Genomic DNA, 24678 nt, shown 5'->3' with positions numbered 1-24678 from the left:
CCTTCAGGTGTGGAGCAGCGCCCTATAGGCTGATGACCTTGCGCGCCTCGCCCACCAGGGCGCTGTTGTTGGTCTGGCTGCCCAGGTTCACCGGGCAGGCGGCCTCGCCCATGAAACGCTCCCAGGAGTGCTCGCAGGCCACCGCGGTATCGGCGCAGGACATGGCCCGCACCACCTGTTCGTCACGCAGGGCCTCCACACCGTCGTTGGTGAAGAAACACCCCCAGCGGGCGCCGCGCCGCTTGCAGGCGGCGGCCAGGGGCAGCAGCACCCGTGACGCATCCGGCGTGGAGACGATGAAAAGCAGGTCCATCAGGTAATCCTCCTTCTTCCGAGCAGGTATCCGAACAGGGCGGCGGCCAGCGCCGCAGCGAGGGTCAGCAGGGCCTGGGCCCAGGGTCCGGCGCCCGGGGCGCCGGATGTCTCCACCGGTTCCGGCTCACGGTAGGCCACCGCATCGGCGGGCAGGCGGCCGTCATCGGCCCACTCGCGCCAGCCGCCCGGGTAGAGTCGGGCGTCGATGCCGTATCCGGCCCGCAGCAGGGTCAGGTAGGCGAGCCCGGTGAGCGGCTCATGGCCGTAGGCCACCACCTCGCCCGCGGCCGCCAGGGGCTTCTCCCCCCGTGCCAGCGCGGCCCGCAACTCGGCGGCCGGCGCCAGCTCGGCACCGGGCAGGTGACCGCCGCGCCGGGCCCGCAGCCGCTCGCCCCAGTACTCGCCCACGGGCCGTCCGTCCAGCAGCCGGGGGGCGCCCGGTGCGGTGAGGCGCCGTGCCAGCTCGTCGCGCAGCACCATGAGCTCCTCGCGCAGCTGCCCGGTATAGATCGGGTCCCGCAGGACACCCCGGGGCCGTCCGGTACCCGCAGCCGTCCCGGGCGTCCCGAGATATTGCGGCAGGGGCGGGATCAGGACCTCGACGCGGTGCTGACCGGCCAGGTGCAGCAGCGCCGCGACGGCATCACGGCGCACCGGGTCGGCTCCCGCCACCAGCACCGTTTCATCGCCGCGCAGGCCGGCCGTACCCAGGACCCAGACGATGTCGCGGAAACTCGCCAGCCGCCGTTGCGGACCCAGGAACGTCTCGGTCGGCAGGCAGCGGGCCTGATCCAGGCTGCGTTCGAGGCAGGCCGGTTCGGGCCGGGTATCCACCACGACGACAGCGGCCGGGTCGGGCACCGCGTCCACGTACACCAGCTCCGCGCCGACTGGGCCGGAGACGGCCAGCAACAGTGCCGGCAGCAGGCCGTGGTGGAGGCTTCTCCCCACTAGCAGCCGCCGAACTGCTGCCGCTTCGGCGCGGCCGCCACGCCCGGCTCGGGCGCCGCCGGCGGGTTCTCGATGTAGTACCCCACCAGCTCGGTCACCGGCACCGTGCCGAAATCGGGCCCCAGGTCCACCTCGCCCAGGGCCTCCACCGGCTGGGCGCTGCGCGACGCCTGCAGGGTCTCCCTGCTCACCGAGGCGAAGGGAAAGAGGACGGCGGCGGCGCCGAGACTCAGGGCCAGGCTGCCGGCACAGAACATCAGCATCTGACGGGTGTTCATGACGACCTCCGGCTCAGAAGGGATCCTTGGTGAAGTTGATGTACATGGCGTAGAACGCCACCCCGAACGCCACCAGCTGGACCAGGGTTTCCAGATCGAGGCTCATGGCGTCTCTCCGCGGTAGTGGCGCACCAGGGTGCCCATGTCGATGGCTTCCCCGGTGATCGGGTTCTCCACCTTGGGACTGAAGTACGGAACCCCGTCGCGATCGGCGCGCAGGTACTCCGGCTGGGCGATGAAGATGTAGGCGATGCCGCCGATGGTGAGCAGCGTCACCAGCGCCGAGAAGATCCACATCTGCAGATGGCCAGTTCCCATATTGCTGTTCCTTGTTGGCTCCAACGGGTGTTGCGATCCGATGCTTTCACCACGGAGACACGGAGGTCACGGAGGCGCTGTTCCACATGGAGAATGCAGGGCTGGCCCTGGAACCGGGCGCTACGGCGTCAGCCTGGCGCAGGGAGAGTTTTCCCCGTCTTCTCCGTGTTCTCCGTGCCTCCGTGGTAAACACGAAAGGACCCGCGCTAGTTCTTCGCCACCACCACGCTCCAGTAGCGCCCCGACTTCACCGTGCCGAGGTGGCGGGCGCCGAGGTCGGGCATCATGGGCGGAATGGCCTCCATGGAGGTGGGGTTGTCGATGCGCACCTCGATGACATCGCCGGAGGCGGCGTTGCCCACCGCCTTCTTGGTCATCAGCTGCGGGCGCGGGCAGGAGTCGCCGATACAGTCCACCACCTGCGCGATGCTCACGCTGCTGCCATCCTCCAGGGTGATGCTGCCCTGGGGCTGGACATCACCGCCGTCATTGCTCTTCTTGCGTCCGAACAGTCCCATCGTCCGTGCTCCTCTTTGTCAGTTCATTGTCAGTGAATCAGTCGTTGCGGCTGGCCACGGCGCCCGCCGAGGCGGCGCCCGCGCCCTGACCGGCCGGAGCCTTGGCGTGCTCCGCGGCGGTTTCCTTGCGGCGGATGGCGCGGTAGATGGCCAGCAGCACCGCGAACTGCACCAGTCCGAACACCACCGCCGGGATGCCGGTCTTCTCCTGCAGGGTGGCGGCGTTGGCGTAGCCCAGCTGCAGGCCGGCCAGGTTGGGCTCGCCGCTCATGGTCCCCGGCGCCGGCGGCCAGTAGGAGAAGGACCAGAGTAGTGAGAACAGGAACATGCCGATGAAGGTGAACAGCAGCGCCCACACGGCGCCGATGTTGCCCTCTCCCGCCTTGACCCAGGTGGAGACGGTGCAGGCCCCGGCGAGCACCATGCCGATGCCGAACAGAAACAGCCCCATCACCTGGTTCAGCCCCACGTCGAAATGCAGCGGCTTGCCGTCGCCGAAGGTGAGGAAGGTGGTGAAGCCGAGGGTCAGGATCATCATGGCCACCAGCAGCGCCTTGGTGTTGCGGTAGGTCTTGAACAGCATGGCGTCGCGCAGCGCGGCGGTGTTGCAGAAGCGCGAGCGCTGCACCAGCAGGCCCACCACGGAACCGAAGATGAAGGCGGTGATGCACTCTCCGACGGGGGACATGGTCAACCCTCCAGCACTTTCTTGTAGACGAGCGAACCCACCCAGGCACCGGCGAGGATGCCGCTCACCGCGAGGTAGCCGCCGAGGTTCATCTCCGGGGTCAGCCCGAAGAAGGTGCTCACGTTGCAGACGAAGGCGAGCCGGATGCCGATGCCCATGAGCAGTCCGCCCACGGTGATCATGACCCACTCGGAGAGGTGGCGCGGGAAGCGCCAGTAGAACTCCTTGCTCATGATCGCGCCCACCAGGGCGCCGAACAGCATCCCCAGGCTGATGTAGATCTTCCAGTAGCCGGGATCGGGCGGGAACACCAGTTCCCAGAAGGGAATGCGGGAGAGCTCGTCGCCGAGGAACAACTGGGCAATGAGCCCGGTCATCATGGTTTCGCCGCCCCCCACCGTCCATGCCCCGATGGTGAGGAACATGAAAATGTCGAGCACGGCGATAATCACCAGCGCCACGACCGGATCGAGGGTCTTCTTGAACAGCTCCATGCAGGCCTCCACCTGGATGTTGATTTCTTTTCCCCAGGCAGTTGCAAGGCCAGTGCCAAATACAATATTAATACATAATTATAATCCACCACGAAGGCACGAAGAACACGAAGAAACATGGGGTTATCGATAAGAAAATGAGCACCTTGGCTTAACATCGCCAGGCTTCTGAGGGGCATCCAGATAGAGAAAAAACCGCTTCGTGACCTTCGTGCCTTCGAGGTTGGCTCTTTTCCCCTGTTTTCACTGCAGGGAAATGCCTCAGGATAAGACAAGGGTGTCGCAGAATGAGTCAGCCGTTCTGGCCCAGTTTGCGGCGCAGGGTGGAACGGCTGATGCCGAGCACCCGGGCGGCCGCCACCTGGTTGCCTCCCTGGCGCTCCAGCACCCGGCGGATGTGCAGCGACTCCACCTCGGCGAGGGGGATATCGGCCGGCAACTCCGGACCCGCCTCGGGCCCGGCTGTCGGCTGGGTGACACCGGCGGGGGTGATGAGGATTTCGTGGGCATCGAGCACCGGCCCGGGATGAAGGGCGAAGCTGCGCTCGATGATGTTCTCCAGCTGCCGCACGTTGCCGGGCCAGTCGTAGCGCAGCAGCTTCTCCTGGGCGGGGGGGGTGAGGCCCAGGTTGTCCCGTCCCGGCTCCCGCCGCAACCGCTCGAGCACCCGCCGCACCAAGGGCAGGATGTCCTCGCGCCGCTCGCGCAACGGCGGCAGGGCGATGGGCAGGACGTTGAGGCGGAACAGCAGGTCGCTGCGGAACTCGCCCGCCTCCACCATGCGATCGAGGTCGCGGTTGGTGGCCGCGACGATGCGCACGTCCACCCGGGTCGGGGTATCGCCCCCCACCGGCCGCACCTCGCCCTCCTGCAGCACGCGCAGCAGCTTGGCCTGCAGGCGCGGGCTGATGTCGCCGATCTCGTCCAGGAACAGGGTGCCGCCATGGGCCTCCCGGAACAGCCCCTTGCGGTTGGCGACCGCCCCGGTGAAGGCGCCCTTCAGGCTGCCGAACAGTTCCGAGTCGAGCAGGTCTTCCGGCAGGGTGGCACAGTTGATGGCCAGGAACGGCGCGGCGGCCCGGGTACTGGTGGCGTGGACGGCGCGCGCCACCACCTCCTTGCCGGTGCCGGTTTCGCCGGTGATGAGCACCGGCAGATCCCGATCGCGGATGCGCTCGATGACCTGCAGGACCCGCTGCATCTGGGGGCTCTCGGCCACCACGTGGGCGAGGACATGCCGCCCGTCGAGGGCGCCGCGCAGGCGGGTGACCTCCTCGCGCAGACTCTTGCGCTCCAGCACCTTGGTGACCCGTATCACCAGCTCGGCGGGATTGATGGGCTTGGTCAGATAGTCATAGGCGCCCAGCCGCATGGCCTCCACCGCCGACTCGATGGTGCCGTAGGCGGTCATGACGATGCTCTCCGCGTCGCTGCCGCTGGCGCGCAGATGCTCCAGCACCGCGATGCCGTCATCCTCGCCCAGGCGCAGATCGGTCATGACGAGATCCGCCGGTGCCTGCTCCAGCCGCTCCTTCGCCTCGGCCAGGCTTCCGGCCTCGTGCACCGTGTGGCCCTCGGCCTTGAGCAGCAGCCCCAGGGTCTTGCGGATGGAGAATTCGTCGTCGACGATGAGGATGACCGCCATCACTCCGCTCCCACCGCGCCCAGCTCGAACCCCACCTCGGTGCCCACCCCGGGCTGGCTGACGATGCTCAACCCGCTGCCGTGCTGCATCAGCACCCGCTGGGCGATGGCGAGCCCCAGGCCGGTGCCGCTCCGGCGGCCGGTGACGAAGGGCTTGGTGACCTTCCCCACGAATGCCTCCTCCATGCCGCAGCCGGCGTCCACGACGCTCACCTGCACCCGGCCGTCGCCGCACTCCACCCGCACCGTCACCTCGCCGCCCCCGGACATGGCCTGGACGGCGTTGAGCATCAGGTTCCAGAGCACCTGGCGCATCTGGTCGGCATCGATGTGCGCCCGGCAGGAACCGTCGAGAAAGCGCAGGCGGAACCGCACCCGTCCCTGGGACTGGGGATCGCGCTCCACCAGCCGCGCCACCTCCTCCACCAGCGGACAGAGGTCCACCACCGCCAGCTGCGGTTCGCGGATGCGGGCAAAATCGAGAAAATCGTTCAGGGTCCGCTGCAGGCGCCGGGTCTCGCTGTTGATGATGTCGACCACCTCGCCACGGTCCTCGCGCTCCAGGTCCTCCCGGTCGAGCAGGCTTACGGAGTTGATGATGGCAGCCAGCGGATTGCGGATCTCGTGGGCGATGCTGGCGGAGAGCTCGCCCACGCAGGCCAGGCGCTCGGCCTCGGTGCGCTTCTCGTGCTCCTGCCGGGCACGGCGGGCGGTCCGCTCCAGGGACACGGCCATGGCGTTGAAGGCGCGGGCCAGCACCCCCGACTCGTCACGTGCCCCCGGCGCCACCCGGACGCTGAAATCCCCGGCGCTGATCTGGCCCGCCGCCCGGGTGAGCTCGTGGAGATGGCGGGTCAGCGCCAGCGACAGCCCCCAGGCGGCCACGCTGCCGATGAACAGCGCTAACAGGATGAACAGCAGCCCCTCGTTGCGGGTACTGCGCAGGGCCGCATCGAGGCTCTCCGTGGACAGGCCCAGCAGCACCGTACCCACCCGACGGCCGGCCACCGTCACCTCTTCCCGCAGGTCCAGCAGCTGGTCGTCGCCAGGCAGCGGGAAACGCTCGCTTGCCGCGACCATCGCCCCGACCGGACGGCCGATGCTGCGCGGCTCGGTACTCGCCAGCACCTGCCCGCGGGCGTCCACGATCTCGCCGTAACGCACGTCGGGCTGCCGGTGGACCCGCTCGGTGACTTCCGCCAGCGCCGCCAGGTCCTCGGCCAGTACCGCATTGGTGCTCGCCACGACCATCAGGTTGGACAGCGACACGCCCCGGTTGTAGAGCTGCTCCCGCACGCTCTGGGACTGTTCCTGGACCGACTCCCAGGTGAAGGCCCCCATCAGGCACACGTGCACGAGGGCCACCGAGAGAATCAGCCGGAAGCGCAGGGTCCGGAACAGCGATATCCGCGGCGCGGGCCGCGCGAGCCCGCCCGGGGTCTCCAGCCCGCGCGCCGCCGTCTCAGCGCTCATGGCGCACCTCCCGGTACTCGCTGTCCGTCGCCGGGTCGAAGCCCTGCAGGAACCCCAGGCGCTCGAGCGCCACGCGCCCCTCGGTCCGCTCCCCCAGCCCGGTGAGCAGCGCCACCAGTTGTTGCACCTCGGCATCCGGGACATCGTCACGCACTGCCACGGGCATCTGCGGCTGGGGCGGCGTCTCGGCGATGATGCGCAGATCCGAGCGCACGGCCTCGGGCATGGAGCGGAAGGAGGGGCGCCAAGTGCCGATGATGTCCACCAGGCCCGCATGGAGCGCCAGCAGCGCCGAGTCCTGGGAGCCGAAGTACTCCACCTGGAACCACTCGTCCACATGAATGCCGAGCGATTCCATGTACTGGCGGGTCATGACCGTGGCGGCATAGGCGCCAGGATCGGGGAATCCGATGCGCAGACCGCGGGGCAGCCGCTCAGGGTCCAGCGTCCGGACGGGGCTGTCCCCGCGCACCACCAGGATGCCGGTGAAGGGCTCCCCCGCCACCTTGGCCACGGCCCGGTAACCGGCCGCCCGGGCCTCGGTGTACAGAAGGGGATTGAGGTAGATGACGTGGTACTCGCGCCGCGCCACCCGGTCCATGAAGGCGGAAAAGCTCGGCGCGGTGACGAACTGCACGGGATGATCCAGTTCCTGCTCCATCAGTCCCACCAGGGGCGAGAACATGCCCGCCAGCTTGGTGGGGCTCTGCAGGGGCAGAACGCCGAGACGATAGTACTCCGCCCCCGCGGCCGACGCCGCGGTCGTCCACAGCAACAGGAGCAGAAGGCCCGCCACCCGGACCGGCAGACCAAACGCCGAAGCGCCGCGCGGGCGTGACGATTGCTGAAACATGGCTCTCTGTACAGTCCCCGTAACCGCCGTCTGGCGCAGCGGTTTGGGATGATGGTACCGCCCCTGCCCCGGGCAAGGCCACTCCCGCGGCCCGTAGCCGGTCCGCACCGGGGTGGCGGGCGGCGGCCTCCGCCGTGTGCTCCCGTTGCCTGTAGCGTCCCAGGTTCCAGCGCCAGGACCGGGGAATGCTGAACGAACAACGGCTTTGCTGCGAATCCGGGGGTGAAGATCGAAGGGGGAAGCCGGGATGCGATGCGGGAGGAACCGGAAGAACGGGTTGGTGGACGACGCCAGACATGGCTGGGCCGGCGGCACCGTGCGCCCGGGACCCGGATGAGGCCCCAGATGGTCGGCGGGGAACTCCCCGCAACGGTCGCGTATTCGCGGCGCGGGCGGGCCGGTGCCGCCGGCCCTCGTCACCTTGACGGTGACGATTTAACTGTAGTTCATGGAACCGGAATTACCTTGATCCGGGTCAATATGTCGAATTCCGACAGACCGGCCACGGATACCCAGCCGCCGTCCGGCTCAGGCGCTCTGCTCCTGGCCCGACTTCCCGTTGGCCGCCTTCATCGCCTCCTGCAGCTCACCGCTCTGAAGCATTTCGAGGGCAATGTCGGAGCCCCCGATCAGCTCGCCGTCGATGTAGATCTGGGGGAAGGTGGGAAAGTTGGCGAACCGCGGCAGGTTCTGGAAGATCTCGGGATTCTCCAGCACGTTGACGTAGGCGAAGGGTTCGCCGCTGGCCTGCAGTGCCTGGGCGGCGCGGGAGGAGAAGCCGCACATGGGCATCTGCGGGGTGCCCTTCATATAGATGATGACCGGGTTGCTCTCCACCTGCTGCTTGATAACTTCCAGGATATCCATACTGCCACCTCGCTCTGACAGGGCGCTGTAGAAGCGCTGCCTAATATGATGATGAAGATTCGGGACTAGTCTAGCGCCCATTCCTGAGCAAAACAATAGGAAATAGACGCCGATCGCCGGTTTCCTGCCGCCCGCGCGAGCCGCGCCTCTGGAGACTCGCTGCAAGGCCATGGCGCTACCCGCTCTGGCGACTGGCGACGGGCAACCGGCGACTGGAAACCGGCGTCTCTACCGCCCGTCCACGTTGATCTGCAGCCAGTACTCCAGCAGCGCCAGCTGCCAGAGCTTGCTCCCGCGGATGCGGGTAAGGCGCTGGTCGGGCGCCTCGAGCAGCCAGTCGATGTACTCGCGCCGGAACAGGCCGCGCTCGCGGCAGGCGCGGGAGTCGAGCACCTCGCGCATGAACTCCAGGAAGGCGCCGCGCACATAGCGCAGCGCCGGGACGGGGAAGTAGCCCTTGGGCCGATCGATGACGCTGTCGGGCAGCAGGCCGCGGGCGATGGCCTTGAGCGGGTGCTTGCCGCCGGACATGAGCTTCAGTTCGGGCGGCATCTGCATGGCCAGTTCCACCAGTTCGTGGTCGAGAAACGGCACCCGCGCCTCCAGCCCCCAGGCCATGGTCATGTTGTCCACGCGCTTCACGGGATCGTCCACGATGAGGGTGGTCACGTCCATGCGCAGGACCCGATCCATGAAGGTATCGGCCCCGGGCTCGGCCAGCAGCCGGGCGACCAGCTCGGAGGTGTGGTCCGCACCGGTGTACTCGGGCGCCAGCAGCCGCGCCATCTCCGGGTGATCCCGGTCGAAGTAGTGGCGGGCGAAGCGCTCCAGGTCGCCGCCCTCCTCCGCCTCCATCTGCGGATACCAGAAATAGCCCCCGAAGACCTCGTCGGCTCCCTGCCCGCTCTGGACCACCTTCACCTCCTGCGAAACCCGCTCGGCGAGCAGGTAGAAGGCCACCGAGTCACGGCCGAACATGGGTTCGGCCATGTGGCGGATGGCATCGGGCAGGCGCGTCAGCACCTCGTCGTTGGGAATGCTGTAGCGGTGGTGGCGGGTGCGGAACCGCTCGGCCACCGCGTCGGAGAACTCGAACTCGCTGCCGCGCTCCTCGGGCTGATCCTCGAACCCCACCGAGAAGGTCAGCAGCTCCTCCACCCCGGCTTCCGCCAGCAGCCCCACCAGCAGGCTCGAGTCGAGCCCGCCGGAGAGCAGGACCCCCACGGGCACGTCGGCAATCTGCAGCCGCCGCTCCACCGCCCGCCGCAGGCCGTCGTGGATGCGTCCAATCCACTCGTTCTCGCTCAGCGCCTCGGCGGGGCGCCGGGCGTGCAGCTCCCAGTAGCGCCGGTGTTCGACGCGCCCCTCCAGGTCGACGCAGAGAGTGGTGCCGGGGGCGAGCTTGCGGATGCCGCGCAGCACGGTGGTGGGCGCCGGCACGACGCCGTGGAGGGTGAACTGGTGGTGGAGGCCCACCGGGTCGAGGGCGGTGTCGATGCCGCCGCCCTCGAGCAGGGCCTGGCTGCCGGAGGCGAAGCGCAGCCGCGCGCCGTCCTGGCTGTAGTAGAGCGGCTTGATACCGAGGCGATCGCGGGCCAGGAACAGGCGCCGGTTGCGCAGATCCCAGACCGCGAAGGCGAACATGCCGTGGAGCCGCTCCGGGCAGCGCTCGCCCCAGGCATGGAAGGCCTTGAGAATGACCTCCGTGTCGCTGCCGGAGAAGAACCGGTAGCCGCGGCCCTCGAGCTCGCGCCGCAGCTCCGGATGGTTGTAGATGGTGCCGTTGAAGACCAGCGCCAGCCCCAGCTCGGGGTCCACCATGGGCTGGTTGCCCCGTTCGGACAGGTCGATGATGGACAGGCGCCGGTGACCGAAGGCGAGCGCGCCGTCGGTATAGCTGCCGCCATGATCCGGCCCCCGCGGCACCAGCACCTCCAGCATCCGCCCCAGGGCCCCCAGGTCGGGGGATGCCCCGTCAAAGCGCAGCTCACCACAGATTCCGCACATCGCTCGGTCTGACTCCTTGCCCGTTCGAATCGCCCTGCACGCCCCGGGTCCTGGCACCCGCCGGTACCGGCCCGGCCGGTCTCAATCCATGTTACACGACAAACCCGCACCGGGAATCCGCCACCGGCGTCCGCCACACCCTTGCATCGGGACCGGGGCCTGTTTAGACTAATTCCAAACTGCGCTACTGGGTTATTTTCCATGCCCCGTGATCGAACCCCTGTCACGGGCGTGGACTACACTGCCCTTTCGTGCCGTCCAAGGAAACAAACCCGACAACCGAAACGCGATAGGAGAACCCCATGGCATTTGAGCTCCCCGCCCTGCCCTACGAGAAGAACGCCCTCGAGCCGCACATCTCCGCCGAGACGCTGGAGTACCACTACGGCAAGCACCACCAGACCTATGTCACCAATCTGAACAACCTGACCAAGGGCACCGAGTTCGAGAACATGGCTCTCGAGGACGTCATCCGGAAATCCTCCGGCGGTGTCTTCAACAACTCCGCCCAGGTCTGGAACCACAGCTTCTACTGGAACTGCCTGAGCCCCAACGGCGGCGGCGAACCCACCGGCGCCCTGGCCGATGCCATCAACGCCGCCTTCGGCTCCTTCGCCGAGTTCAGGGAGAAGATGTCCACCTCCGCGGCCACCAACTTCGGCTCCGGCTGGACCTGGCTGGTGAAGAATGCCGACGGCAGCGTTGCCATCGTCAACACCAGCAACGCCGGCACCCCGCTCACCACCGACCAGAAACCCCTGCTCACCGTGGACGTGTGGGAACATGCCTACTACATCGACTACCGCAACGCCCGCCCCAAGTACCTGGAGGCATTCTGGAACCTGGTGAACTGGGAGTTCGTGGCAGGGAATTTCGCCGGCTGATTCACCCGGCGCGGGGAAAGACGGGCCCCTGGGCCCGTCTTTTCTTTTTCCCCTTGTGAATCAAGGCCCGAGGCAGTCAACAGGAATTTGCCATGCGGCCTTGACATGGATAGAATCGAAGGTTTTCGAGCGACGGCAGCTGCTCTTCGGCACTGCCTTTTTTAGTTTTGGACAACCGATTTATCGACCGAGGGGTGGATGCAGGTCATGTCTGACTCCCTGATGACCACCTACGCCCGCCAGCCCATCGCCTTCGAGCGGGGCGAGGGCGCATGGCTGTGGGATACCGAGGGCCGGAAGTATCTGGACGGGCTGTCCGGGATCGCCGTGTGCGGCCTGGGGCACGCCCATCCCGCCGTGCGGGATGCCCTGTGCGACCAGGCCGGAACGCTGGTGCATACCTCCAACCTGTTCCGCATCCCGCTGCAGGAGCGCCTGGGCGAGGCCCTGACCCGGCTCGCCGGGATGGATCGCGCCTTCTTCTGCAACTCGGGCGCGGAGGCCAACGAGGCGGCCATCAAGCTCGCGCGCCTGTGGGGACACCGGCGCGAGATTGCCCAGCCCGCCGTGGTGGTGATGGAGAACAGCTTCCACGGCCGCACCCTGGCCACCCTGACCGCCACCGGCAACCGCAAGGTGCAGGCCGGCTTCGAGCCGCTGGTGCAGGGCTTCATCCGCGCCCCCTACGGCGATCTCGAGGCCCTGGCCAACATCGCCCACAACAGCCCCAACGTGGTGGCGGTACTGATGGAGCCGGTGCAGGGCGAGGGCGGCGTCAACCTGGCCGACGACGACTACCTCCGCGGCGTGCGCGCCCTGTGCGACGAGCACGGCTGGCTGCTCATGCTCGACGAGGTGCAGAGCGGCATCGGCCGTACCGGCCACTGGTTCGCCTTCCAGCACAGCGGCATCGCGCCGGACGTGATGGCCCTGGCGAAGGGACTGGGCAACGGCATGCCCATCGGCGCCTGCCTGGCCCGCGGCGAGGCGGCCGAGGTGTTCCGGCCCGGCAACCACGGCACCACCTTCGGCGGCAACCCGCTGGCCTGCAGGGCCGCCCTGGCGGTGATCGAGATCATGGAGAGCGAGGGGCTCGTGCAGCGTGCCGGCGCGCTCGGTGAGCGCATCACCCGGCGCCTCGCCGAGGCGCTGGCCGAAAATCCCCACGTGGCCGAAATCCGCGGCCGCGGCCTGATGATCGGCGTGGAGCTCGACCGCCCCTGCGGCGAGCTCGTGACCCGCGGCCTCGAGCAGGGCTTCATCATCAACGTGACCGCCGAACGCGTCATCCGGCTGCTCCCGCCGCTGGTATTGACCGACGCGGAGGCCGACCAGCTGGCCGACGGCGTCATCGCCCTGGTGCAGGCTTTCACCCGCGGCTGACGCCCACAGGCAAGGCCGGGAGGACAGGACATGGCAGTACGCCACTTTCTCACCCTGATGGATCTCACGACCGCGGAGCTGAACGGGCTCATCGCGCGCGCCATCGAGCTCAAGGGGAGCAGCCGCGCCGGCGAGATCCATGAACCGCTGCGCAACCGGGTCCTGGGGATGGTGTTCGAGAAATCATCCACCCGGACCCGGGTCAGCTTCGAGGCGGCCATGGCGCAGTTCGGCGGACACGCCATCTTCCTCTCGCCCCGGGACACCCAGCTCGGCCGCGGCGAGCCCATCGAGGATACCGCCCGGGTGCTGTCGCGGATGGTGGACCTGGTCATGATCCGCACCTTCGAACACGACAAGATCGAGCGCTTCGCGGCCCACTCCCGGGTGCCGGTGATCAACGGCCTCACCGATCACTACCACCCCTGCCAGCTGCTGGCGGACGTGCAGACCTACGTGGAGCACCGCGGCGCCATCGCCGGGCGCACGGTGGCCTGGATCGGCGATGGCAACAACATGTGCAACTCCTACATCAATGCCGCGCGCCAGTTCGATTTCCGCCTCAACATCGCCTGCCCGGAGGGCTACGATCCCGATCCCGCCCTGCTGGCCGCGGCCGGCGACCGCGTGACCCTCACCCGCGATCCCGCCACCGCCGCCACCGCCGCCGACCTGGTGGTCACCGATGTATGGGCGAGCATGGGACAGGAGGAGGAGCAGAAGCTGCGCGAGGCGGCCTTCGCCGGCTACCAGGTGAACGGGGAGCTGATGGCGCGCGCCCGCCCCGACGCACTGTTCATGCACTGCCTGCCGGCCCACCGGGGTGAAGAGGTGAGCGCGGAGGTGATCGACGGACCGCAGAGCGTGGTGTGGGACGAGGCGGAGAACCGGCTTCACGCGCAGAAGGCGCTCATCGAGTTCCTCTACTGCGGTTGAACCGGGTACGGGACCCGCGCCGGGCCCCGGCATGACAGCGTCAGGCGATCTTGTCCACCTGCCAGGTGGGCGGATTGGAGAGCAGGCGCCGCGCACCGGCGGCATCCAGGGGGCGTGAGAACCAGAAGCCCTGCACCTGGGGACACTGCAGCTCCTGCAGCCGCCTGAGCTGCACCGGCGTTTCCACACCCTCGGCGATGATATTCATGCCCAGCATCTGCCCCAGGGCGATGATGGTCTGCACGATGGCGCCGGAACCCTTGGTCTGCTCGATATCGCTGACAAAGCTGCGGTCGATCTTCAGCGAGTCGTAGGCGAACTTCTGCAGGTAGCTCAGGGAGGAGTAGCCGGTGCCGAAATCGTCCACGTGCAGACCCACGCCCAGGTTGCGCAGGCCCGAGAGCTTCTCCATCGCCTCCTCGGCATGATCCAGCAGCACGCTCTCGGTGATCTCGATCCGCAGCGAGTCGGGGGAGAGCCCGGTTTCGTCCAGGATCCGCTCCAGTCGCGTCACCATGTCCGGTTGCTTGAACAGGCGTCCGGAGACGTTGACGCTGATGCTCAGCGGCGCGCGGTTGGGAAACTCGCGCTGCCACTGCCGGGTCTGGCGGCAGGTCTCCCGGATGGTCCACCAGCCCATGGGAACTATCAGCCCGGTCTCCTCGGCGGCGGGGATGAATGACTCCGGGCCCACCATGCCCCGGAGGGGGTGGTGCCAGCGGATCAGCCCCTCGAAACCCACCAGTTTGCCCTCGTCCAGCGAGACGATGGGCTGGTAGTGCATGGCGAACTCGCCCCGCTCCACCGCCCGGCGCAGGTCGGTCTCCAGGCGCAGCAGCTCCACCACCCGCTGGTGCATCTGGCGATCGAAGACCTCGTAGCGGGCCTTGCCCGCGCCCTTGGCCCGGTACATGGCGATATCGGCATCGCGCAGGATCTCCTCCGGCCCCTGGTAGACACGGGAACCCATGGCGATGCCGACGCTGGCCGTGGTGAAGACCTCGTGGCCGGCGATCTGGAACCGGTCACGGGACAGCTCCAGGATGCGTTTCGCCACCGCGGTGACCTGTCCGATATGTTCGATGTCGGAGATGAGCAGGGCGAATTCGTCGCCCCCGAGCCGTGCCACCGTGTCGCCCGGCCGCAGCAGGGCGCTGAGTCGCTGCGCGAACTCCACCAGCAGCTGGTCGCCGACGTTGTGCCCCAGGCTGTCGTTGACGTTCTTGAACCGATCCAGGTCCAGGAACAGGACGGCGAAACCGCTGTTGCCGCGGCTGCGCAGCTGTTTCAGCGCCTGATCCAGGCGATCGAGCAGCAGGGCCCGGTTGGGCAGGCCGGTCAGTGCGTCATGCAGCGCATCGTGGATCAGCTGTTCCTCCGCCGCCTTGCGCGCGGTGATGTCGGTCAGCGACCCGGCCATGCGCTGCAGCTCGCCGTGGATGTTGCGGACCGCGAGGCCCCGGCTGAGAACCCAGATGAAGTGCCCGGCCTGGTGCCGCAGCCGGTATTCGTGGGCGAACTGCTCGGTCTCTCCGGTCAGGTGGGCCTGGAGGGCATGGTTGAAATCCTGGAAATCGTCGTGGTGGATGCGGGTGAGCCATTCGTCCGGGCGGCTGCCGATATCGGTCTCGGCATGGCCGAGGATGGCCTTCCAGCGCGGCGAGTAGTAGACCTCGTCGGTGATCATGTTCCAGTCCCAGACACCGTCGTTGGCGCCGCGCACCGCCAGCGCGTAGCGCTCCTCGCTCTGCCGCAGCGCCTCCTCGGAGAGCTGGCGCTCCAGGGCATAGCGGATGGAGCGGACCAGCAGACCGGTATCCACCCGGCGCTTGATGAGGTAGTCCTGGGCGCCTTCGCGAACGGCGCGGGCGGCCAGATCCTCGTCGTCCAGGTTGGTCATCAGGATGATCGGCACCGAGGACGCCTGGGTATGCAGCCGCTGGAAGGTCTCCAGCCCGGCACTGTCGGGCAGGCAGAGGTCCAGCAGCACCAGGTCGATGCCGCCGCTGCGCAGCCGCTTCAGCCCCCCCGCCAGATTGTCGTGATGCTCGATGTGGAACTCGGGGTCGCGGTGGCCGGCGAGCATGGCCTCGATCAGCTCCACCTCCGCCGGCTGGTCCTCGACGAGCAACAGATGCAATCGTTTGCCCTCGAACTCACCCATGCAATCGCCTCCCCACGGTCACGCCTGCGCCGGGATGGTGAAGTAGAACGTGGAGCCCGCGCCCGGACGCGACTCCACCCAGATGCGGCCTCCATGCCGTTCCACGATACTCTTGCAGATGGCCAGCCCGATGCCGGTGCCGGGGTACTCCTCGCCGGTATGCAGGCGCTGGAACATGCCGAAGATCCGTTCGCCATGCTCCGCCTCGATACCGATGCCGTTGTCCTGAATGGCGAAACGCCAATCATCCCCCTGGCGATCGGCGCTGATCCGGATCCGGAGCGGTTCGCTTGATCGGAACTTCAAGGCATTGCCGATGAGATTCTGGAACAGCTGCACGACCTGGCCCCGGTCGGCCTTGAGCGTGGGCAGCTCGTCACGGCTGAAACCCGCATCATCGGCGGTGATCTCCGCCTCCAGGTTGGCCGCCGCCTCATCCACGGCCGCGCCGAAATCCACCGGCTCGAAGGGTCGTCCCTGGGTGCCGATCCGGGCATAGGCCAACAGGTCGTCCACCAGTTCCTGGAGCCGGGAACCGCTGTCCAGGACGTGCTCAAGGTAGCGCTGTCCCTCTTCCTCCAGCCCCGCTCCGAAACGCTCCAGGAACAGTCTCGCATAGCGGGTGATGAGCCCGAGGGGTTGCTGGAGATCGTGGGAGGCCACGTAGGCGAAGCGCTCGAGCTCGGTGTTCGCCCGCCCCAGTTCGGAGGTCTCCCGCGCCAGTTCCTGCTCCCGGCGCTTGTAGCTGCCGATGTCCTCGAGCGTTGCCTGGTATTGTCCGCGCTGGCCCGGCAGGGGGCTGAGACCCAGGCGTGCCCACCCCATTCCACCATCCAGGCGCTGCAGTCGCACCTCCTCGCCCCGCAGGACACCGTCTCCCGCCAGCGCCCTGGACAACGTGTCGCGTACGGCCGGGTCGAGGCGCAGCCCCAGGTCGTCGCCCACCAGGGCTTCGCTGTTGTCGGCACCCAGCAGGCGCACCGCCTCCGGGTTGGTCCGCAGGATGTTTCCATCATGATCGAGGGCCACAACGCCGACCGGCAGGCTGCCGAGCAGGACTTCGGCGGAACCGGTGTCGCCGCGCCGCTCCAGGCAGCGCTGCAGGGCACCCGGCAGGCGCAGGTAGCCGGAGCTGTCTTTCGGCAGGACATCATCGAGACCCGCGCGCTGACCTTCCAGCAGCGCATCCTGGGCGGATGAGAACAGGAGAATCGGGCAACCGGGATAGACCCGGCGAATGGTCGCCGCCACCTGCAGGCCGTCGCTCCAGGCCAGGCGGCGCTCGGTGACGGCGGCATCGAATCCACCCCGGGCCAGGCGCTCGGCGAAGGACATGGCGTCCCCGACCGCGAGAATCTCGGCGCCCGGCAGCTCCCGCGCAAGCACGAGTCCCGCAAGCTCCCGATCGGTCGCCGAGTCGTCCACCAACAGGATTCGCGGAGGCTGCATGGCCATGGCGTGGGGCAGCGCGATGTCCCGCTGCGTCGTTAATTTATCGTTATACGGCGGATGGTTATCCCCAAATTTAAAGCCGAAACATCAGGCAGTCAAACTTGTTCCATCCCCAAACTGCCTAGCGGCCCAGAAACCGGCGCAGGGATTCGCCGTCGAACGGCCAGCCGAGCTCCGCCCCGCTCCCCTCCAGCGACACCACCGGAATCCGGTCACCGTAGCGCGCCAACAGTGTTGCTGAGGCGGCTATCTCCTGCTCGGTGACCTCGATCCCGCCCTCCGCGACCATAGCCGCAAGCAGCGACGCGGCCTGTTCACAGAGGTGGCAGCCGGCGGTGGTGTAGAGCCGCACACGGGTCATGGCCTGGTCGCTCCCGCCTTACATGACACGGGCGCAGTGTAGCGCACAAGGTCCGTATCCGCAGACATTTATCATGGGCTCCCGGACTCCAGCCGGTATAATCGTCAGGCGTCCCGGTCCCCGCACCGGAACCGACGCGCGACGTTCGCCCGTGTCCGTCCTACATCCCGCCGGAGCAGCCCATGAGTGACATGCCCGACAAGACCCAGCAGATCCTGCAGGCCCACGCGGCCCTGATCTGGCATGTGGTACGCGCCTGCCAGAACCGTGATCTGATGCCCCAGATCGAGCCGATACTGCAGGCTTCGGAGGCCAACGGCTGGAACAGCCTGGTGGGTGTGATACGCCGCATCCTGTCCGGCGAGCGCCACCCCAAGCTGCTGGTGGGACTGGACGAGGAGGACAGCATCATCGTTACCAGCATCATGCGCGGTCTGCAGGATCCGAGCACGCTGCCCGATCCCGACGCCCGCCCCGATCCGGCCGTGGCCGCGGCGGGCATGGCCCAGATGATCCACGAGGCGATGACCGGAAGCACGCAGGCGTTGGGCGTATTGGGCGACATGGCCGAACAGATGCTGAAGGCCGGCGGCGACATGGCCCGCCTCGGCGGCATCCTGCGCCGGCTGCTGGACGGCGAACGGGATCCCGACGTACTCGCCCGGGGCATGGGCCAGCGGGGAGAACAGTTCGTGGCCGCACTGCTGGAAGAGCTGGGGCGGCGCAGCACCCACTGATGCCACCTGAAGTAGCGGGCGCGGATTACCGTTTCCCCTTATCCCATTGAGCGTGACGCGCACATGCGGACAGGAAGGTCCGCCGCACTTCCCCGGGGCAAAAAAATGCCGGAGGAGCCCATCCCTGAGCCCGTCCGGCCGAAGGCCTCGGGTGTGCCGCGCATGCGCCCGGCGTACCCTCAGCCTCCCAAACCCCACACACCGGATAACCGGAGAAGGAAGCGCCCCGGGCGCCCATCCCTGAACGCCCGGGACACCGGGCCGGCAGAGTGCCCCCACCCGCCCGGCTGGTACGCCCGTGGACGCACCTCGCACACGATCCGCATCCCTGGATCGCTGTTACCCCGCCGGTCAACCCGGGAGACCGGCGGAATCTCCACCAGGGCGGCGCCTCAGGCGGTGAATCCCAGCAACGCGGCCGCCGACTCGAACACCAGCCCGGTCATGACGAACAATCCCACCACCACCAGCGCACGCCAGCGCGCGGCCCCGAACAGGGCGTCGAGGGCGAGATAGATGAGGGCGAAGAAGCCCAGCAGCATCACCGGGCCCAGGTAGGGCACCGACAGCAATGCGGCCGTGACCATGGCGTAATTCACGGCCGTGCTGGTCGTCAGCAGCGCCGGCTCCTTCTCCAGCAGCCCGTACACCAGGGCGTGGAGCACGCCGGTATAGAAACCGGTCATCACCACCAGGTAGACGGCCATCCACAAGGCCATCCCCACCTCCCCGCTGATGGCCGACTTGAGAACCGTGTTGCAGATGATCGCCCCGCCGGCAAGCAGCAGGGAGTCACGCCAGCGCTCCTGGCTCCCGTCGATGGCGCCGAACAGGCACCGGGGAGACATCACCAGGGCCCGCAGGGTGTCGAGAACGCGCCCGGTCGCGGTACCGGGCTCCACGACAGCCTCATTCATAGCGCAGTGCCTCCATGGGTGTTAGCTTGGCCGCCTTGCGGGCCGGGTAATAGCCGAAGAAGACCCCGATGGCCCCCGATGCGACCAGCACGGCCAGGATGGCCGGGATGTCGATGACGGCATTCCACGGCAGCAGGCCGCTGAGCAGTGCCACCGTGAGTGCGGCGAGAACGATGCCCACCAGGCCGCCGAGAACGGTCAGTGCACCGGCCTCGAGCAGGAACTGGGAGCGGATGTGCTGCTGGGTTGCGCCCACCGCGCGGCGGATGCCCACCTCGCCGATGCGCTCGCTCACAGAGGCGAGCATCACGTTCATCACCCCGATGCCTCCCACCACCAGGGAGACGCCGGCGATGCTCACCAGCAGGGCGGTCATCGCCCCCACCAGGTTGCCGGCGATGGCGGCGAGCTGTCCGAGATCGGTGACCGTGTAGGGCAGTCCGTTCTGGGCCAGAGCGGTGTGCTGGGTGAGCAGCACCAGTTCCGCCTGCAGCCGCACCCGCTCCTTCACCGCTTCACTGACCGGCTTGAGGAAGATCATCTGCACGTGCCGCACACCGGCGATGCGATGCTGCATGGTGGACAGCGGCACGATCACTTCGCTGTCGCGGCCCTGCCCGAGACTGCTGTCGCCCTTTCCGCGCAGGACCCCCACCACCTCCAGCACCGACCCCTTGAAGCGAATGGATTCGCCCAGCGGATTGCGGTTGGAGAACAGCCGGCGGGCCATCTCCTCCCCCAGCACCGCCACCGGCGCCTGGGCCTGGGCGTCGGCGGGGGTCAGCACCCGGCCCAGTGCCGGAACCGCGTCCCGGGCGGCGAAGTAGGCGGGTGTCGCCCCCACCACGGTACCGGCCGCACGCCGGTCGCGGAAGCTCAGCTCACCCCGCGCCTGCACCACCGGCGCCGCGAGCGCCAGCTCGGGAATCTGGGTCTCGAGCGCCCGCACGTCGGCGAGCGTCAGGCTCTCGAGCACGCCCCGGTTTAAATAGCTGCTGACGTCGTTGGCGTTGCCCGGGGTCACGATCAGCAGGTCGGTACCCAGCTTGCCCACCTGTCCCTGGATGTACTCGCGGGCACCCATACCCACGGCCAGCAGGGTCACCAGGGCCCAGATGCCGACGCTGATGCCGAGGATGGTGAGCCCGGAACGGACCTTGTGCTCCTGCAGCAGCAGAAGCAGGTCCAGCAGCCCCCGCAGCCAGCGGTTGAGTGCGGCGGTCATAGCGCCAGCCTCCCCGCCGGCAGCGCATGGACCGTCTCCGCCACCGGCTCCAGGCGCCCCTCCACCAGCCGGAAGCCGCGCTCGGCCCGCCGCGCCATCTCCATGTCGTGGGTCACCAGCACCACGGCCACCCCGGCCTCCCGGCGCAACTGGTCGATGAACTCCATCAGTTCGGCGCCGGTGGCGGGGTCCAGGTTCCCGGTCGGCTCGTCGAGCAGGAGGATGCGGGGCTCGTTCACCAGCGCCCGGGCGATGGCCACCCGCTGCTGCTGACCGCCGGAGAGCTGCAGGGGGCGGTGCTCGGCACGATCGGCGAGCCCCACCTGCGCCAGGCAGGCCAGGGCCCGCTCCCGGCGCGCGGCGCGGTCCAGTGCCGGGTTGTAGTCCAGGGGCAGTTCCACGTTGCGCAGGGCGCTCATCCGGTCCAGCAGGTGAAATTTCTGGAACACGAACCCCAGGGTGCGGCTGCGGAAGGCGGACAGGGCGGCATCGTCGAGCCGGCTCACGTCATCGCCCCCGATCAGCACTTGCCCGGAATCGGGCTGATCGAGACAGCCGAGGATATGCAGCAGGGTCGACTTTCCGGAGCCCGAGGGTCCGATGATGGAGACGTAGTCACGGTCATGAATGGCCAGATCCACCCCGCGCAGCGGTTCGATCAGCTGATCGCCCACGCGGAAGCGCTTCGCCACCTGACACAGCTCCAGCGCTGCAACCGGGCCACGGGCCCGGCTCATTGGCGATACACGACCTGACTTTCGGGATCCGACCATTCGCCCACCACCTCCACGTGCTCGCGATCCTGAACCCCCAGCTGCACACCGACCGGGCGAACACCACTCTCGCCATCCACCCAGACCAGGGTGTCACCCGCCTGCCGGATACGGTCCACCTCGCTCTGCCAGCGCTCCAGCACCTCCGCCTCGGGGTTGTAGAGCAGGGCGCGCAGCGGAATCAGCCGCGCCACTTCCCGGGTCCCGGCATCGACACGGACCTGGGCGGTCATCCCCGGCAGGAGCCGGTGCCCCGGATTGCCCGTACTCACCAGCACCTCGTAATAGGTCACCCCGCCGCGATCCTCGCCGCCGCGGCGGATGGCCGATACCTCGCCGCTGAACTCCTCCCCGCCGTAGGCCTCGACGCTGAACCGGACCGGCTGCCCAATCTGCACCTTGCCGATGTCGGACTCGGTGACCGCCACGCGGATCTCGATCGCGTCGAGGCTCGGCGCCAGCTGGAACAGGGGCTTGCCGCCCACGCCCGCCACCGGCTCGCCGGGCTCCGCGCCGACGCTGAGAAGCACCCCCTCGATGGGACTGCGCACCATGCAGCGCTCCAGGTTCTCCCGCGCCTGCTGCTCCCGCAGCATGGCCTGCTGCACCCGGGCTTCGGCCATTTCCAGCTGCGCCTCCAGCTCCTGGCGGGCGGCGGCGGCCTTCTCCAGCTCCTGGCGGGGAATGAGATCCTCGCGATAGAGGCGCTCCGCCCGGTCATGCTCCTGCTGGGTTTGGACCAGGCGCGCCCGTACCCCGGCCGTCTCGGACTGGGCGGCGACCCGCTGGGACTCGGCCTCCTGCAATGCCAGCCGGTAGTCCTGGTCATCCACCACGGCCAGCACCTCGCCGCTCTTGACCCGGCCCGAGGAGCCAACCGGCACCTCGCGGATGATCCCGCTCACCTGGGCGAACACGGGCAGCTGTCCGCGGGCCCGCAGATGTCCGGTGGCGCGCACTTCCAGATGGATGCTTCCCGGCTCCACGGCCGCGCTCTCCAGGCCCGGTCCCGGCCCCCTGTCGCCGTCAAGGCCGGAAATGATGACCAGCAGGGCGAACAGCACCCCGAAACTGGTTCCCGCCCGGCCGGCGAAGGAGAGGCCGCGGAACCACACCGCGAACCGTTGCAGCTGCTGCTTGCCGAAGCCGGCTGCCGTCACGGCGCCACGCTCCCGGCATCCTCGCCGTAGAGACTGTCCATGGAACCGAGCGACCAGTACAGGCGGGCGATGGCTCCCTGCAGGTCGTACTGCGCGACCACCCGCTGGGCCATGGCATTGCGGTAGTTCGATTCCGCCACGGAAAGGTCGTAGAAGGTGCGGATGCCCTCCTTGTAGCCCTTGCGGGCGAGCTTGAGATCGAGTTCGCTGGCGGTCAGCACCTTGCCGGTGAGGCGCAGACGCTCACTGGCCTCGCGGTAGCGCTGCTGGGCATCGCGCACGTCGGTGGCCACGCCCAGCTGGAGGTCGCGCAGACGCTCCTGCTCCTGGATGAGCTGGGCCCGCGTTTCGCCCACGCGGTTGCTGCGCAGCCCGCCGTCGAAAAGCGACCAGCGCACCTGTACGCCGAGGCCGTAATTGGCGGCGGCATCCTGGTCCTCGTAGCGCTGGACGCTGTAGTTGGCGAACAGGTTGACCGAGGGCCGGTACTCCGCCCGCTCCTTCTGCACCGCGGCCTGGGTGGCGGCGATGGTGCGCTGCTGGGCCTCCACCTCCGGCCGGCGGCCGATGGCCCGCTCCACCAGGGCGTCCAGCTCCGATACCAGCCGCCCCGGATCGGCCAGGCGGCTCTTGCGCGACAACTCCAGCGGCGGCCCGCCGGGCGCCACCCCCACGGCCCGCCGCAGGGCCAGGCGCGAGAGCTGCAGCTCGTTCTCGGCCCGGGTCAGCTCCACCTCCGCCTGGCCCAGATCGGCCTCGGCCCGGGCCACGTCCCCTACCGTGCCACGCCCCGCTTCATGCAGGGTGCGGGCAAGCTTCACCGCCTCGCGCTTGCGCGAGCGGCTTTCCCGTTCGACCCCCACCAGTTCCTCCGCCTTGAGGATATTGAAGTAGGCGGAGACCACGTTCAGGACCGTTTCGTTCTCGGTGCCCGACAGCGCGGCGCGGGCGGCGCCGAGACGCTCCTCGGCGGAACGCACCCCCCCGTTGCGGCGGCCGAAATCCACCAGCATGTACTCGGCGCTGACCGCCGCGCTGGTGCGGGTGTAGCCGGTCATGTCCTCGTCGGGATTCGCCACGTAGACCCGGCCCAGGCTGGGGTCGATGGAGGAGAAATCAAGGTAGGAGCGGGATTCGCGCGGAGTCGCGGCGTTCAGGGTGACCTGCTCGATCCGGCCCTCGACGGCGATCTTCGGGTAGTAACCCGCCTGCTGCTGTCCAAGGCGGGCATCCGCCGCCTTCAACGCACCCCGGGCCACCCCCATCTGCGGGTTTTCCGCCAGGGCCATCTCGATGAGCTGCTCGAGACGCAGCGCCGTGGGCTTCTCCCCGGCTGCGGCCGCGGCGGTCGCCAGCAGAAACGGCACGAGCAGGAGGCAAGCGACTGCGAACCGCTTTGTGCCTCCAACGGACAGGGCATTCGATGAATCACCGGCGGTGCAGAATTCCCGGAACGTCAACAAGCGCGGCTACCCTCGGCATCATGGGCCCTGAAGCGGACCGGTAAGGTTCATCGAGGTGCGGCAGCGCGCCGGCGCCATGCTCGAGGGCGACTCCGGAGAGATGAACCCGGCCTGCCCTCGACCTGCGGGTCGCCATCCGCACCCGTGAGGAAATTCGGTCGTTGCTGCGGAAACTCGGGATGGAGGGGGATGACTGAGATGCCCGTCCCTGTGCCAGGTCGATCCCGGCCATCCTTCGAGATGGCGCCGATCCCCCGGGGAGGGAGGATCGGCGCCAAAGGCACGAAGCAGCCCTTACACCAGGGTCATCACGGAGCCGAGCAGGCCGCCGACGAGGTCCAGCACGTGTCCGACCAGGCCGGTCACGGTGGAGATGACGGAACCGAGGATTGCTTCGAGGTTCAGGCTAGCGCTAATCATGATTTTGCCACTCCCTATCCAATGGTTTTTAATGTTGCGCTGATGCGCAGTTGAGCTGCGGTTGTCCGGACTTAGCCGAGCAGACCGCCAAGCAGGCTGCCCAGGAGACCCTGAACCAGCCCAAGGACCGGGCCGAGCAGACCCAGAACCGTATCAAGCAGACCACCGAGCAAATCACCAAGACCCAGCATGTTCACCTCCTTGCGTTGAGTTTTCCGTTGAGTTGGTGGAGTCGAATCGGGGTGCACGCCGACAACCCCACGCCCCGGATACTAATCATCCCGGCCCGGCAGGGTCAACGTTTTTGTGATGAAGTTCTCATTTCAGGATTGATCTGGATCAAGCAACATCCATGGAGGGGGCGATCAATAGCCGATACTGCGTCGCACAAACCGCA

25 protein-coding genes are annotated in these 24678 nt (G+C 68.0%); 4 read left to right on the top strand and 21 right to left on the bottom strand.

Features of this window, described 5'->3' with window-relative positions:
- Positions 1-22: 22 nt before the first annotated feature.
- The 12 genes from DFQ59_RS04080 to DFQ59_RS04025 form a co-directional block, all read right to left on the bottom strand.
- Positions 23-313, bottom strand: coding sequence for a hypothetical protein (locus DFQ59_RS04080; RefSeq protein WP_114278354.1), 291 nt, complete (start codon positions 311-313; stop codon positions 23-25).
- Positions 313-1266 carry a rhodanese-like domain-containing protein gene (locus DFQ59_RS04075; protein WP_147275164.1) on the bottom strand — a complete coding sequence of 318 codons (954 nt, stop codon included), beginning with the start codon at positions 1264-1266 and terminating at the stop codon, positions 313-315. The genes DFQ59_RS04080 and DFQ59_RS04075 overlap by 1 nt, the downstream gene beginning before the upstream one ends.
- A complete protein-coding gene (locus DFQ59_RS04070; protein ID WP_114278352.1) occupies positions 1266-1544 on the bottom strand; it encodes a hypothetical protein in 279 nt (92 codons plus the stop codon). The genes DFQ59_RS04075 and DFQ59_RS04070 overlap by 1 nt, the downstream gene beginning before the upstream one ends.
- Positions 1545-1646: 102 nt before the next feature.
- Complete coding sequence (locus DFQ59_RS04065; RefSeq protein WP_147275163.1) at positions 1647-1862, bottom strand: hypothetical protein; 216 nt, start codon at positions 1860-1862, stop codon at positions 1647-1649.
- 206 nt (positions 1863-2068) lie between these two features.
- A complete protein-coding gene (locus tag DFQ59_RS04060; RefSeq protein WP_114278350.1) occupies positions 2069-2380 on the bottom strand; it encodes a sulfurtransferase TusA family protein in 312 nt (103 codons plus the stop codon).
- A 37-nt stretch (positions 2381-2417) separates the two neighbouring features.
- Positions 2418-3068, bottom strand: a complete 651-nt coding sequence (locus tag DFQ59_RS04055) for a YeeE/YedE thiosulfate transporter family protein (protein ID WP_114278349.1) — start codon at positions 3066-3068, stop codon at positions 2418-2420.
- 2 nt (positions 3069-3070) lie between these two features.
- Positions 3071-3562, bottom strand: coding sequence for a YeeE/YedE thiosulfate transporter family protein (locus tag DFQ59_RS04050; RefSeq protein ID WP_114278348.1), 492 nt, complete (start codon positions 3560-3562; stop codon positions 3071-3073).
- Between the two features lie 292 nt (positions 3563-3854).
- Positions 3855-5207 (bottom strand): sigma-54-dependent transcriptional regulator, encoded by a 1353-nt coding sequence (locus DFQ59_RS04045; protein WP_245937174.1) that lies wholly within the window; start codon positions 5205-5207, stop codon positions 3855-3857.
- On the bottom strand, positions 5207-6679 hold the full coding sequence (locus DFQ59_RS04040) for a sensor histidine kinase (protein ID WP_114278346.1): 1473 nt from the start codon (positions 6677-6679) through the stop codon (positions 5207-5209). Before DFQ59_RS04040 ends, DFQ59_RS04045 begins: the two co-directional genes overlap by 1 nt.
- Positions 6669-7475, bottom strand: a complete 807-nt coding sequence (locus DFQ59_RS04035; RefSeq protein WP_170142025.1) for a phosphate/phosphite/phosphonate ABC transporter substrate-binding protein — start codon at positions 7473-7475, stop codon at positions 6669-6671. Before DFQ59_RS04035 ends, DFQ59_RS04040 begins: the two co-directional genes overlap by 11 nt.
- Positions 7476-8060: 585 nt before the next feature.
- Positions 8061-8399, bottom strand: a complete 339-nt coding sequence (gene grxD, locus DFQ59_RS04030; RefSeq protein WP_114278344.1) for a Grx4 family monothiol glutaredoxin — start codon at positions 8397-8399, stop codon at positions 8061-8063.
- A 228-nt stretch (positions 8400-8627) separates the two neighbouring features.
- A complete protein-coding gene (locus tag DFQ59_RS04025; RefSeq protein ID WP_114278343.1) occupies positions 8628-10406 on the bottom strand; it encodes an N-acetylglutaminylglutamine amidotransferase in 1779 nt (592 codons plus the stop codon).
- Between the two features lie 302 nt (positions 10407-10708).
- On the opposite strand from DFQ59_RS04025, the gene sodB reads away from it, so the two are divergent.
- The 3 genes from sodB to argF all read left to right on the top strand — a co-directional run bounded on the left by sodB (position 10709) and on the right by argF (position 13609).
- Entirely contained in the window at positions 10709-11290 is a 582-nt protein-coding gene (gene sodB, locus DFQ59_RS04020) for a superoxide dismutase [Fe] (RefSeq protein WP_114278342.1), read from the top strand.
- A 207-nt stretch (positions 11291-11497) separates the two neighbouring features.
- Positions 11498-12673: an acetylornithine transaminase gene (locus DFQ59_RS04015; RefSeq protein ID WP_245937173.1), complete on the top strand. Its 1176-nt coding sequence runs from the start codon at positions 11498-11500 to the stop codon at positions 12671-12673.
- Positions 12674-12703: 30 nt separating this feature from the next.
- The gene (gene argF / locus DFQ59_RS04010) at positions 12704-13609 is read left to right on the top strand and encodes an ornithine carbamoyltransferase (RefSeq protein WP_114278340.1); all 906 of its coding nucleotides are present in this window, start codon (positions 12704-12706) and stop codon (positions 13607-13609) included.
- A 40-nt stretch (positions 13610-13649) separates the two neighbouring features.
- Here the strand turns inward: argF and DFQ59_RS04005 are convergent, their stop codons facing one another.
- The 3 genes from DFQ59_RS04005 to DFQ59_RS03995 all read right to left on the bottom strand — a co-directional run bounded on the left by DFQ59_RS04005 (position 13650) and on the right by DFQ59_RS03995 (position 17586).
- Entirely contained in the window at positions 13650-15773 is a 2124-nt protein-coding gene (locus DFQ59_RS04005; RefSeq protein ID WP_114278339.1) for a putative bifunctional diguanylate cyclase/phosphodiesterase, read from the bottom strand.
- Positions 15774-15791: 18 nt separating this feature from the next.
- Entirely contained in the window at positions 15792-17228 is a 1437-nt protein-coding gene (locus DFQ59_RS04000) for a sensor histidine kinase (protein WP_114278338.1), read from the bottom strand.
- A 118-nt stretch (positions 17229-17346) separates the two neighbouring features.
- Positions 17347-17586, bottom strand: coding sequence for a glutaredoxin family protein (locus DFQ59_RS03995; RefSeq protein WP_114278337.1), 240 nt, complete (start codon positions 17584-17586; stop codon positions 17347-17349).
- 182 nt (positions 17587-17768) lie between these two features.
- Here DFQ59_RS03995 and DFQ59_RS03990 point away from each other — a divergent pair, with 182 nt between their 5' ends.
- Positions 17769-18323, top strand: coding sequence for a hypothetical protein (locus DFQ59_RS03990; RefSeq protein WP_114278336.1), 555 nt, complete (start codon positions 17769-17771; stop codon positions 18321-18323).
- Between the two features lie 392 nt (positions 18324-18715).
- Here DFQ59_RS03990 and DFQ59_RS03985 read toward each other — a convergent pair whose 3' ends face one another.
- From DFQ59_RS03985 to DFQ59_RS20450, 6 genes are all read right to left on the bottom strand, one after another.
- Positions 18716-19240, bottom strand: a complete 525-nt coding sequence (locus DFQ59_RS03985; RefSeq protein ID WP_147275162.1) for a hypothetical protein — start codon at positions 19238-19240, stop codon at positions 18716-18718.
- Positions 19233-20465: an ABC transporter permease gene (locus DFQ59_RS03980; protein ID WP_114278334.1), complete on the bottom strand. Its 1233-nt coding sequence runs from the start codon at positions 20463-20465 to the stop codon at positions 19233-19235. Before DFQ59_RS03980 ends, DFQ59_RS03985 begins: the two co-directional genes overlap by 8 nt.
- A complete protein-coding gene (locus DFQ59_RS03975) occupies positions 20462-21157 on the bottom strand; it encodes an ABC transporter ATP-binding protein (RefSeq protein ID WP_342768415.1) in 696 nt (231 codons plus the stop codon). The genes DFQ59_RS03980 and DFQ59_RS03975 overlap by 4 nt, the downstream gene beginning before the upstream one ends.
- A gap of 41 nt (positions 21158-21198) precedes the next feature.
- Positions 21199-22398, bottom strand: a complete 1200-nt coding sequence (locus tag DFQ59_RS03970) for an efflux RND transporter periplasmic adaptor subunit (RefSeq protein ID WP_170142024.1) — start codon at positions 22396-22398, stop codon at positions 21199-21201.
- The gene (locus DFQ59_RS03965) at positions 22395-23765 is read right to left on the bottom strand and encodes a TolC family protein (RefSeq protein ID WP_114278331.1); all 1371 of its coding nucleotides are present in this window, start codon (positions 23763-23765) and stop codon (positions 22395-22397) included. The genes DFQ59_RS03970 and DFQ59_RS03965 overlap by 4 nt, the downstream gene beginning before the upstream one ends.
- Before the next feature lie 390 nt (positions 23766-24155).
- Entirely contained in the window at positions 24156-24281 is a 126-nt protein-coding gene (locus tag DFQ59_RS20450) for a hypothetical protein (RefSeq protein WP_281268230.1), read from the bottom strand.
- Positions 24282-24678 lie beyond the last annotated feature (397 nt).

The organism is Thioalbus denitrificans, assembly GCF_003337735.1.
In the GTDB taxonomy this organism is placed as follows: Bacteria; Pseudomonadota; Gammaproteobacteria; order DSM-26407; family DSM-26407; genus Thioalbus; species Thioalbus denitrificans.
The sequence above is the reverse complement of the archived record's forward strand: the minus strand, read 5'-3'. Positions and strand labels throughout refer to the sequence as shown.